Annotated in this window: 5 protein-coding genes and 1 pseudogene; 5 read left to right on the plus strand and 1 reads right to left on the minus strand. The window is 62.4% G+C overall.

Translation table 11 applies throughout. The features are described 5' to 3' along the window. Nucleotides 1–36: 36 nt before the first annotated feature. The 3 genes from OKJ99_RS41200 (at nucleotide 37) to OKJ99_RS41210 (ending at nucleotide 7,817) form a co-directional block, all read left to right on the plus strand. A complete protein-coding gene (locus OKJ99_RS41200; protein ID WP_326023707.1) occupies nucleotides 37–1,443 on the plus strand; it encodes a hypothetical protein in 1,407 nt (468 codons plus the stop codon). Then, on the plus strand, nucleotides 1,440–6,473 hold the full coding sequence (locus OKJ99_RS41205) for an FtsK/SpoIIIE domain-containing protein (RefSeq protein WP_326023708.1): 5,034 nt from the start codon (nucleotides 1,440–1,442) through the stop codon (nucleotides 6,471–6,473). The genes OKJ99_RS41200 and OKJ99_RS41205 overlap by 4 nt, the downstream gene beginning before the upstream one ends. 1,002 nt (nucleotides 6,474–7,475) lie before the next feature. Beyond that, a complete protein-coding gene (locus OKJ99_RS41210) occupies nucleotides 7,476–7,817 on the plus strand; it encodes a hypothetical protein (protein WP_326023710.1) in 342 nt (113 codons plus the stop codon). A 54-nt stretch (nucleotides 7,818–7,871) separates the two neighbouring features. Here OKJ99_RS41210 and OKJ99_RS41215 read toward each other — a convergent pair whose 3' ends face one another. Then, nucleotides 7,872–8,780 carry a transposase family protein gene (locus OKJ99_RS41215; protein WP_326023711.1) on the minus strand — a complete coding sequence of 303 codons (909 nt, stop codon included), beginning with the start codon at nucleotides 8,778–8,780 and terminating at the stop codon, nucleotides 7,872–7,874. Nucleotides 8,781–9,609: 829 nt separating this feature from the next. On the opposite strand from OKJ99_RS41215, the gene OKJ99_RS41220 reads away from it, so the two are divergent. Together OKJ99_RS41220 and OKJ99_RS41225 are read left to right on the plus strand one after the other, a co-directional pair. Next, the gene (locus OKJ99_RS41220) at nucleotides 9,610–11,505 is read left to right on the plus strand and encodes an XRE family transcriptional regulator (protein ID WP_326023712.1); all 1,896 of its coding nucleotides are present in this window, start codon (nucleotides 9,610–9,612) and stop codon (nucleotides 11,503–11,505) included. Nucleotides 11,506–11,926: 421 nt separating this feature from the next. Further along, nucleotides 11,927–12,427: pseudogene (locus OKJ99_RS41225) on the plus strand (IS5 family transposase); the annotation flags it as partial.

Consider the following 12,427-nt stretch of genomic DNA (forward strand, 5'->3'; position numbering starts at 1 on the left):
CGTTCTAAGGCAGAGGTCGTCCTTCGTCTCTTCGGGGTGAACCTCGAACAGCAGGGCCGCGGTTTCTATGTCCCGCTCGAGATGCTCGCCATCGCCCGCGGCATCTACCTGGCACACAAGGAGGCCCCGGAGAAGTACGCAGGACTTCTGGACGACGGGGCCGACACCGTCTACAAGAGGACCTCGCACGACCTGGCTCGGCGGATCGCGACCGAAGCCCGCATCGTCGAGGGCGACGAAGAACTCGGCAAGGCCGTCGAGCTGGACTCGCCCGAGACCATGGAAACGCTCCACGCCTTGTTCTCGTCGCTGCTCGTCGAGATTCCCGGGCGTCGTAGCCAGCCCAGTTGGTTCGGCGCGCACATCTATCCGTTCGTGGGTGAGCTCATCCACTACGACGCAGTCGAACGGCGAATCAAGCAAAGTGACGCCTCCCCCAGGAGCATCGCAAAAAAGCGCAAGCAAGCCAGCAAGGTCGCTGCTGGCATCAACGCTCCGAGTATCGAGCGCTACCTCTTCCGTGATGGCGGCAGCTGGGCCTACAAGGTTCTGCGCAGCGACCCAGATCGTGACCGCAAGGAAGCAACCCGACAGGGCCTGCGCGACCTCGTGCAGGACAGCGGTACCCCGTTGGGCAACCTTGCCAAGGCCCTCAGCGCGCACGACTTCGACTACGACGAGGTGCCTGTGGGGGGCTCAGACGCAGGAATCAGGCTGCATGAGGATCTCAGCCCATGGCCTGATCTGCTGAGGGAAGGTGCTCACAACATCGTCGTCAGGACTGCGACGGCCCCCAGGGCCAAGCGCACAGAGAGCCTCATGCACTGGGTCCCCTACTGCTTGGCACGCCACCAGCTGCAACTCGCGCGCCACAAGCTCGGCGCCACCGATCGCGAGTCGATCCTGTTGGACTTCGGCAACGAGACAACCCCGCTGCGCAGAGAGTCGCAGAAGAACCTCACCGGCTTCCGCAATGACATCGTCAGCGCGATCAACATCCAGGCTCGAGAAATGATCGCCGAAATCGAATCCGAAGGCGACGAGGTCAAGAAGCGCCGCTACGAGAGATTTACCAAGGAGGCCGGCAAAGCGGTCGCCTCGCCCCGAGCGTTCTTCAGCGAGACCCTCGCCGCTGCGGGAGCCCTGAACGCGACGACCGGGCGCCGGCACTTCACCATGAAGCCCCCGATGCTGGAGAGTCTGGTATCCGCCACTGTCCCGCAGGGCACGGAGATGGAGTTCGACCAGTTCTGCACGCTGCTGTACGCGAAGTACGGACTCGTGGCGGAGAACAAGGTTGCGGCCGCGAGCCCGCTGGCCTACGAGGTCGACCCATCGGTCCTAGACCACAACGGCAAGGCGTTCCGGGAGAAGCTCGCCGCCATCGGTCTGCTCACTCAATATTCAGATGCAACCAGCATGGTTCGAGGGGAGCCCCGGTGACCGAGAGAAGCATCCGAGCGCTCGGTCGGTTCGTCGCCGACGAAGCACTTCGCAAAGTCACTGAGAACAGCGGAGCCCGTGCCGTCCTGCGAGTCAGCGGTTTCGACCGGCCGACCGTGGCCGAGGCACTCCTTCGCACGGCTCAGCGGCTGTCGGAGGCGCCGGGCCGTCACGTTGTCGTCAAGGTCGGCACTTCGGAGCCGATCAAAGGCGTCCCTGTTGATTACCTCCTGGACCCGCAAGACCAGCTGACCAAGTGGCGAAACTCCGGACAGGGCACGGCGGTGCTGCTCTTCGAGTGGGGGCAGTCCCCGGACGCACAGGGACTGGCGGCCATGAACGCCCTCGACGATGCCATGATCCTGGGCGACTACCGCGACACCGCCAACGAACGCGGATTCGACAGGTTCATGGCAGAAGCATGGCGGGAGGCAGGTGGCATCGGCGGGGTTCCGGCCTTGATGGCCACCTCTTTGCAGGAGATCTGGTGTGCCGTCACCGAAGAGGAGCCCCGGTCCTTGCACCGCTGGGCGGCCTTCCTGGTCGAGACCGCGCAGAAAGTCGCAGCAGCTCAGGTCCACACCCCCGACACGGTCCATCGCGAGATCTCTGCGGCTCTGCCCGCTCTTGACCTCTTCCCGGACCGAGGACTCTCCCTCAGGACCACCCCACTGCCCACCCGGATCAAGAAGAATGTCTCGGTCAGCGGCTTCAAACAGCCCACCGGCAAGGAGATCACCGAGGACGACCTGATAGACCGCATCACCACGACCGAGTTCACTGAGGAGTCCCTGAACCACATCGGTACGGACTCCGAGATCGCCAAAGCCCGCATGCGCAGCCTCATACTCAGCCTCAATCGCAGCGGCTCCACCCCGCAGGATTCACGACAGCTGCGCCGCGAGCAGGACCTGACCCTCTGGCTTGAAATCTTCGAGCAGAAGTCCAAGAAGATCGGCCTGGGCCAGCAGGTCCGGCAGGAGATCGAAAAGACCAGAGCAGAGCGGGTCGGCGAGTTCGACGCCATGATGATCGAAGACGCGCTTGACCACGGAGACCAGGAGTCCGCACAGCGCTTCCTCGACGAGGCTCCCGCCAGTGGGGCCGAGCCACTGGCCGACCTACTGACCAAGCGGTCGCGACGCAAAGTCGAAAAGCTTGCCTTCCCGGACTCCCAGCTTGTCCAGGACCCCCTGCGTGCACTGCTGCGTGAGCTGACCTATTTCTCTGACGAAGAGGAAGGCTCTGTCGTCGTCGGGCTTGAAGGCAGCCAGGAAGCAGGGCGGTGGAGCCGCTGGCTGTTCGCTTTTCTATACGCACGCACCCTGCGAGATGTCCAGGAGTCCACAGGTCTTCGCCTGACCCTGGAGGTCAAGGACTACCTGCTGGACCTGACCAAGCCGCCCCTTCCGGAGGAGGATGAGCCGTTTGATCCAACCATCGAGTGGTCCGCGCTGCGCATCCTGGTCGAGATGGATGGCGCCGCCCAACGGCGTTTCCGCTGGGACCCCCTGGGCATCCCCGGCCAGATCGCACTTGCGGCCCTCATCCACGGCTGGCGAACCCCTCCCGGCCATGCGACCAATCTGACCTTCGACACCTTCCTCCAGAAGTTCAGTGACCCCCGGCAGTGGCAGGCCGACGAGCCCGGGCCCATCCCTGCATCTCATTTCGCCGGTCGGCTGGAACGCCTCAAACTGGACCACTTCGAGCGGTTCTCTGACGGGCTTGACGCAGGGAACATCAATGATTACGTACGCGAGTGGGAAGGCGAACTCCGCGAAGCTCGCACCGCCTTGGTTCCCGACAACGCTCCGAACGCAGACCTTGAGGCCGTCGTTCTGACCGATGTCGTCGGACTGGCCGATCACCGCATGATGATGCTGGCCACCCATCCCCTGAAGATGCGCTGGCTGGCAAAGAACTACGCGGAAGCCGGAGACAGCCTAAAGACCGCCCTGAACAAGATGGGAGGTCTCAGCCTCAACCAGGAGAACGAGGACCTCTTCTTCGACGCCGTCGACCGCATCTCCCCTCATGGAACACCGGCGGTCCTCGTCGGACCCGGCGGCACGATCGCCATTCCAATGCGTGAATCGGCCGGGCACGAGGAGTACGCCCCGGTTCGCCACGGCGGCAACGAATCCAAGGAATGGCTCTCCAGCGTTGACGAGACCGCGATCGACGAGATGGTCCGGGTCATCACCGACTACCTGACGACTTACCCCCACAAGCTTGACGGCCTCCGCGTACTGCTTCTGGACCGCAACGGCGACCCTGTCCTGCCCATGCGCGTGGCCAAGCAAGTACGGTCCAAGAACCCTCGCCTAAAGGTTGATCTGGTCGTGCTGGCTCCCCAGGCCACCCACCACGAGATCATCCAGGGTTTCGACCTGCACTTCTCCGGTGCGGAGATGTCCGAGGACAGCTTCCTGCCCGACGTCCAGCTCATTCTGCAGGCATGGGAGCCTGACCAGGAGGCAGACCTGTCAGGGCTGGAAAACACCATCGACCTGGCCCTCGCCCCAGCGCTGTTCGGCACCCAGACCAGCATTAGAGAGAGCACCAAAAAGGAATCCCTGTCAGGCTCCTTCAACCCCTGGAAACATCCGGCCTCACACAACCTGGCCCAAACCAGCGAGAACGTCGTGAGAGCGCTGCTGCCCGAGACCGCAGACGAGACCCTTGAGTCCTGGTCCACTCTGTGCGTGCGCTACGACCGTCGCTCCCCGGTCTCAAGGGAGAGCGTCGACGGCATTGACTACTTTGAGATGCAGGTGCAGTTCGACCAGCACCTGAACTTGTTCGCCACCTTGCACCGCGTAGCCCACTGGGTCGTCACACTCGACAGCTTCATCGGCCGTGAGCAGATCGACGCCCTGCGCAACCGCCCCGACGTCATCCTGGTCAAGCCCAGTGTCGGCAAGAACGAGTCCTACACCCTCATTGTCAGCTCGCAGACTGGCCGACAGTTCGTCGTCCAGCGGCTGCAGCGCCGGCTGGAGCAGATCGGCGTCGTCACCCCGCAGGACTCCGAAGGCACCGCTAAGCGGATCTACGAGGTCAGCCGAAACGTGGCCCCTGGCGCCGTGCTGCGCTCCCTCGGCATCGGCACAACGGTCAACGAAGTCGTCGGCCTGGTCGCCACGCGGTTCGTCATCGACCAGCAGTTTCCCGTTCCTCGAAAGGGCACGAGCCTGGTCACCTGGATCAGCTTCGACGAGCACCACCGCTGGTTCGGCCGCGGACACAAAACCCGTGCCGATCTGGGACGGTTCGTGCTGACCGTTCAGGGCGACGACACAGTTCGCCTCGATATACTGGTCGCCGAGTCCAAGTTCCGCCAGACCTACGATGTCGGCTCGGCCAAGGAGCAACTCAACCGCACCACCGACCTGTGCGAGGATGCCTTCCGCTCGGACGGCGAGGCCCGCCACGACCGTCCCTTTTGGCTGGATGAACTCGCCGCTGCGATCGCTCAGACCAGTGGAAACGCCGTTCAGGCCGCAGACCTTCCAGCTCGTACCATGATCGGTAACGACGATCACCGTCGGGTTGAGGCGAAGGTCCTTGACGCCCTGCGCTCCGAGGATGTCCAGCTCGGTCAGGTCACCGGCGTCGCTGTGGCCATCTCAGCCGAGGAAGACGAGCCGGCCCCCACGGTCGGAACCCTCGGCAAGCACACCCTGGTGAGGCTAAACAAGAACGAGCTGCTAAACCTCATCGGCGCTCTGCGCGCCAACCAGGATCCCACCAATGCTGATCCCCTTGTCGCCCCTGGTAACCCCACTGGGACCGTGAGGATCCCCGACACTGTCGTCAGGACGCCCTCAGCAGTCGCTTCCGCCGAACTGCCCACTTCGGAAGAGCCGACACCACCGGCCGAGGCCGCCGGAGCGGCTGCTCCGACGAACGTGCCTAGCCCGGCTACTGCATGGCACTCTGCCGAAGAGGAAGATCCTCTGAATTCTCACCGCGGTGGGCTCGGCGAGGAGGAACTGCGGCTCCGATACAACAAGGTCGTTGATGTCTTCGCCCGTCACAGGGTTGCGGTCACCGCCCCGGAGGTCGGCAAGTGGCAGGAAGGGCCTGGCTTCTACATCTTCCGGTTCGTCCCCGACCCTGGGGTCACCGTGGACAAGCTGACCAATCGACGCGACGAGATCTTCCTGACCCTGGAGCTGCCCTCCGGATTCAGCATTCGCACGCGCAGCGACCGCGGCTCCGTGCTCTTCGAGATCCCGAAGGTCGACGACGAAAAGTACGGGGTCGACGCCAAGGCGCTGTGGAAGCGGTGCCCGGCCGATCCCGAGAGCCTGATCGCCCCGCTGGGCGCCGACATCGAAGGCAACCCGGTAACCATCGATCTGTCTTCTGCGGACTCACCGCACTTGTTGGTGGCCGGTACTACCGGCTCAGGAAAGTCCGTCGCCCTGGACACGATCCTCAAGGGCTTGGTCCGGTACGACAAGAGCTCCCTGCGACTCCGCCTCGTCGATCCCAAGGGCACCGAGCTTGTCGACTTCGAAGACGATCCTCACCTTGACGGCATGATCGGTATGGACGCCGCCGACGCCATCGAAATTCTTGAGGAAACCGTCGAAGAGATGGCCGTGCGCTATAAGGACATGAAGGCGATCCGCACACGCAAGCTCGTCGAGTACAACGCCAAGGTCGACAAAGCGAACCGTAAGCCCTGGATCGTCATCGTCCTGGATGAGTACGCGGATCTCACCAGCGATCCGGACGAGAAGAAGAAAATCGAAGCGCTGCTCAAGCGCCTGACGCAGAAGGCCCGCGCTGCGGGCATCCACGTCATCGCTGCCACACAGCGCCCGAGCGCAGACGTCATCTCGACGACCATCCGCTCCAACTTCCCTGCCCAACTCGCCCTGCGGGTCAAAACCGCGACCGACAGCCGCATCATTCTGGACGAGACCGGAGCCGAAGCCCTGGCTGGACAGGGCGACGCCATTCTCCACACGGCCAAGGGCACGGTACGAGTGCAGGTTGCCTATGACGGGAGCTGACCAGGCCCCGCCAGGTACAGGCCTCGGCGGGTTCAAGGCGTTCGTTGACCAGAAAGCCAACAGCGGCAGCTCGAGCAGCACGTGGTCGAAGTTGTGCAGCCGCAATCCGTCCAAGACTTCAGTCGACTCGGCGAACCGCCTTCCGACACTCGCCGCCTGGGAGGATCTGGGAGACGATCTCCTCCCGGAGCCCCCACCGAGGCCACCCGAGACCGATCCTCCCCGGCACCCTGATCAGCTCAGACGTCGATCACCCCCGGTGTGGATCACGCCCGAACCTCATTCGGGATGAAGAAGCCGTGGGGTCAAACCTCACGGTCCTGACAGCTGAAGTACCAAGACAGGGCCTGAGCCGCGTCACGGGTCAGGCCCCTTTAGGCTCTATGCCAGCAGGCAGCATCCGACCACTGTCAGTCAGGACCTGCCCCGTACAGCATCAGCATTAGTGTCACGACGGCAACACCGACCAAAAGCGCGGCGCCCAGCCGTTCGTCACGCCGAGATTCGCGCACGACGAAGCAGCCGACCATGGCGCTGCGCGGTCATCAGCTCGACCAACAGCAAGCGACTGGATCGCTCTGAAACAGGGCGGCTCCTCCTCTCCATTCCGGGCGTGGTGCGCACCCCGACCGAGCCGCTTGAGTTTGCGGCGTACTCGCTCACCTAGGGCCTGTCTGGAGTTGCAGTCTTTGTGGGCTGACTCGGCTATCGGACCTGTGCTTGGCTGATAGAACCCTTCGCGCGACGCGACGCCATCTGAGCGACAGTAAGTGGGCGTTGATCGAGTCGCTTCTGCCAGCCGAACAGTACGCCCCGTATCCGCAGCGGCTGTGTGAGCGGTTCGAGGGCGTGGTGTGGGGCGGTTCTGGACCGGCAGCCGGTGGCGGGAGATGCCGCGGGACGATGAGGAGTTCGGTGCGCCTGGCATGCGGTCTACGAGCGCTCTGCCCACCGGCCCACGGTGTCAACTCTGGCAAAGCTGCGGTGCACTAAGCTCCCTTCATGTGGAGTGAGTCGAACAACTATGGCTTCGAGAACGAGCATGACTACCTGCGGTCGCTCAAGAAGGATGACAGCTATACGTTCACGTACCCGTTCGAGTACATCGCTAAGAACCACGGGAACGACAATTACGACATCGGCACAGCGGACATGGTGGTACGGGTCCAGTGGTCCGACGCTGAGGCCGGGTACACGATGGCCTACGACGTCGCCGAGATGTACAAAATCGACCCCACTGAGGGGAACAGCGATGCAGCGGGCTTCTACGAGACCGACGTCTACTGGAGGCTCGTGAACGACCTCGACAGCATGGGGATCGACTCCGAGCTTCGTGCCGCCTAACGAGCTCGTGCATGGTTGCAGGCCGGGCATGTCTGACGAGCACGTCGGCGCTTCTCAACCGGTTGCGGCTGGTTGTGGAGGTCGTCGATGGATGGATGCCAGTCCGGCGATGGCCGGGACGAGTTCGTCAAGGAGTTCACGTCGACCGAGGTGACGGGATAGGGCTCGCCAGTTCTTGAGGTGGGCAATACCGTGTTCGACGCGGATACGTCGCGATGAATGGGCCTTGCGCTGCTGGGTGAACCTCTCCTCCCACCACGTCGGAGCGTTCTTCTTGAACTTGCGGTGCGGCGGCGTGATCACCTGGCCGCCGGTCTGGGCGCCCAGCGCTTGGTAGCCGGCATCGGCCAGGATGTGCAGGTCACGGTGTTGGTCGAGCAGTTCCACGAGCCCTGCGTTGCGGGCCTGGGTGATGTCAGGGCAGCTGCCGGGTTGCAGGGCGCCGCCGAACAACAACTGCCCCTGGGTATCGGTGACCACCAGGACCTTGACCGCGTTCTGCTTGCTCTTGCCGGAGACGTACCGGTCGCGGCTGTCAGTGCCGGCAGCCGGGCGGCGGACACGGATCTCGGTGGCGTCGATGATGGCGCTCTGCCCGCTGACGCTGAGGTAGTCAACGACGTCAGCAAGCGTGCGCAGCCGGATACCCGATCCCACCGCGCAGCCGCACTGGGCCAGCAGGGGCCGGATCTCGCCGATCGCGCGGGTGATGGTAGAGCGGTGCACACCGAACCAGCAGGCCAGTACGTCATGCGTGACCCCATGCCGCAAGTGGACAAGCGTGGCGAGCAGTCGGTCGACGAAGACCAGCTTGTGGCGGGCTCCTGCTCCCACGGCTCGTCGCCGTGGTCGTCCCGAAAGCCGCCGGTACTGCTGATCCGCCCACAACGGGCCAATCTCGGCGACAAGTTCAGCGATCACATTCCCGGTCAGACCCGTGAGTCGCGGACCGTTGACGATCACGGAACGGGCAACGCTCCCCATGAATTAACGGTGCCGCCATGCAGCCCGGCCCGCAACCATGCACGAGGTCGTTAGAGCGTGTGCGCCGCGGCAAGGTGTGACCCTCTCGGATCGCCCTACGCATCGGACGGCGAACCTCGCCGTCGCTCGAGCGCCGCTGCGTGATCTGCTGCGCCTGCGTTGCGACAAAGCCCGCGCCTGCCTGAACCAACGTTCAGGCAGGCGCGAGGCTGGCAGACGTACTCCTAATACGACTGCCCAGGATGCGATGCACGGTGGCGTCCGAGACTGCGATCCCGTAGCAAGCCTTCCTGCATGGGCTGCCGTTAGGCAAATTGGAGTTGGGACAAGCGGGAACGTGCTCGGCGTAAGATTCACGCCCCTCCTCGTTGCCACTGCCGCGACCAGCGCAAACAGCTGCCAAAAGATCGTTGGGACAGCCTGGAACGGTTTCTGAACTACATATTCCGGTTGGTCTGCAGGGTCTGTTGTAGGACATTATCTAGCTCACACGCCGCGCTAACGGGGGCTCCTAACCCCTTCACGTGACCGCGGTGGGCGTCCGAGAATGTCGACCCCAGGAAAGGTTTTGTAGTGATTGAAATTCGTCGTCGCGGTGGGCAATCCGTACCAGGATTTCGAGCATGCGGAATTTTCGCAGTCGTGATCGTGATCGTGCTTCTCACTCTCAGGCCATCTGTCTGGCGGAACACCTCAATCGCCGATGTTGAACTGATTACGGCCACTATCGGAATGACCACCGCCTTGATCGGTCTGCGCATGGCGATTGCATCACGTCCTAGGTTCGACGACATCTGACGGATTGGCCATGGAGCGTTCCGTTGAGAAATCAGCAGCTCCAGGCCTCAGCTTGCAGGTTGTGGCGCGACAGCTGGAGCTGTCGCGCCAGCAGGCCAAGATTTCTTACGGCCAGCTTGCTGAGGTGACCGGATATGGCAAATCCACATTGCACCGGGCATTAACTGGAAAACGCTGCTCCAGGGAAGTCGCTGAGGCTGTCGCGCAAGCGTGCGGAGCACGGCTAGACGATGCAGTGAAGAAGTGGCTGGAAACGCAAGGTCAGTACCTGTCGCCGCCAGAGCAGACAGACCCCAATTCCATTCAAACCAGGGGAGACCTTCAGACGGCAATGCAGAAACTGTTGTCCGCGAGCCGGTTGAGTTTGCGGCAACTTGAACTGCGGGCAGGCATAGGAATCCTGCCGAAAACCACGGTGAATGAAGCAATCAGAGGAAAGCGTACACCTAGCGAAAACTTACTCCTCGCCTTCGTTCATACGCTAGGCAGTGGCTACGATTCATCGACTTGGGCAGCGGCCAGGCAGAGAGCCGTTTCTGGCAGAAATGTTGGCTGGAAGCAATCACATGAACCAATGCTTGTAACGCCCACGCCCAGAGTTCTCAGCGTCCTAGGCGACATTGAGATGAGTGAGTTCAACTGCTTTGCCGAGCTAGTGGATAATTTCATGGGTGCCTGCATAGAACCCGGAAGTGCGCCATTAGTGTCCAATATTTCCATCACCTTTGATGGAATGATTGCCAGGCGCCGGCAAGGGTCAGTGGTCATTCGAGACAATGGACCGGGAATGGATCGCGATACGTTAACACGAGCCGTTTCCCTAGGTTGGGCAGGGGGTAAAGATCGAGAAATATTCGGTCTGGGGTTCAATGTCGCCACCGCACGCCTAGGTAGCCGAATTACTGTCCGTAGCGCCCGAGTGGAGAGCTCCGTTTGGACTGTGCTCACTCTTGACTTGCCAGCGATGGCTCGCAGCGGCGAGTGGTCTATTCCGGTGATGACGCAGGAGAAAATTGAGCGTGACGATCACGGCACCGAAATTACCGTAACGGGCCTACGTGAGCCATGGCGTGAATCTAAAGGCCGTATGCTGCGCACGTGGCTTGGAGACCTGTACAGCTTTCCCCTTAGATCTGGCACGCTGGCGATCGAAGTCAATGGCCGCCAAGTAGCACCTCGCCTACCTTGTATCTGGGCAGAGTCTCGCTCAGTACCCAGACGCTCAGGGGATGTCGGCGCGGTGATATCGATCGACACAGCACTGCGCGATGCGGCTTTCTGTTCTGACTGCCAGCACTCTGGCCCTTCCGGCCTGACCGCTTGCTCTTGGTGCGACTCATTAGATTTGGTTGTGCGCAAAAGGCGAGTAAAGGGGTGGATTGGAGTCCAGCGCTATTTGGACTCAAGGGATTACGGGATCGACTTCTTGTGGAACGGTAGAAAGATTCTTAGGCGCGATAAAAGCATGTTCGCCTGGGAAGATTCGAATTCACTGACAAGCCACTTGGAATATCCGTTGGAACTGGGAAACCAAGGTCGAATAGTGGGTGAAATTCACTGCGATCACATTCCTGTGAGTTACACGAAACAGGATTTTCATCGCGAGAGTCCGGAGTGGAAGGCCGTTGTGGCAATCGTGCGCGGTGAAGGTCCACTGAGGCCTCAAATTGGCAAGAGATATGGGTATCCGCTAAACGAGAGCCCACTTGCCGCCATTTTCAGAGGATTTTCGCGTAACGATCCAGGACTTAGGAATCTAATCCCTGGAGACGGTATGCGAGCAATTCACGCGGAGGCCGCTAAGTGGGGAGATCTGTTCCGAGCGGGGATTCCCGAGTACCAAAGTGACGAAATCTGGTACCAGGCTGCCCTAACGCACGATCGGGTGCGCTCCTCCGAAGAATGACAGATCGGTCCCTCGCATTGAGTTGCGCCCAATCCCGTCCTGCTCGTATCGCGGGCAGGATGAGGTTGCGGCGCCGCTACGAGAGGAACGTGGTGAGCATCAGCAGTCCGCCGCGCGCCGCAGCGAAGCCAACACCCACTCCCTCCGGACACGGATCCGCAGGCCACGCTGGCCGTCATCACGAAGGGTCGGGAGGAACTGTCCGAGTTGCGGAAGACCAAGGGCCAGGCTTGAGGACGGCTTCAACGGGTCGAACCTCACTGGGGCCGGGACCGAAAGGCCGCCCGCAGCGCGGACACTAGCGGCAGGTGAACCAGGATGTGGAAGACATCGCTGCTGGCCGGGCCAACTTCGACTAGGCCGTTTCTGATGGCTCTTGCTGGGTGGGTGGATCAGCGCGGGTGCTGGGCATGCGCCTCGTATGGTGCGACGCCATGAACTGACTGACGCGCAGTGGCAGCAGATCGAGTCGCTGCTGCCGGGAAACGGTGCCCCGGGTGGGCAGTGGGCGGATCACCGCCGCGTCATCAACGGCGTGCTGTTCCGGGCCCGCACCGGGGTGCCGTGGCCGGATCTGCCCGAGCGGTACGGGCCTTGGCAGACCGTCTATGAGCGCCATCGCCGCTGGTCGGCCGACGGAACCTGGCAGCGGATCCTGACCGAGCTGCAGATCGAGGCCGACGCAAGCGACCCGGACGGCGCCCTGGCCCGCACCGCGGCGAAGGAGGCCGAATGGGCGGTGAACATCGACTCCACTTCCTGCCGGGCCCATCAGCATGCGGCCGGGGCCCGGCACCGGCCGCCGGGTGACTTCCCGCAAAAGGGGGCGGCGCGCGTGTGGAGGGCGATGGACGCGAGGCGCTGGGACGTTCCCGGGGCGGACTGACCAGCAAGGTCCACTTCCTGGCCGATGACCGGGCCC

Source organism: Streptomyces endophyticus (assembly GCF_035798155.1).
Taxonomy (GTDB): Bacteria; Actinomycetota; Actinomycetes; order Streptomycetales; family Streptomycetaceae; genus Streptomyces; species Streptomyces endophyticus.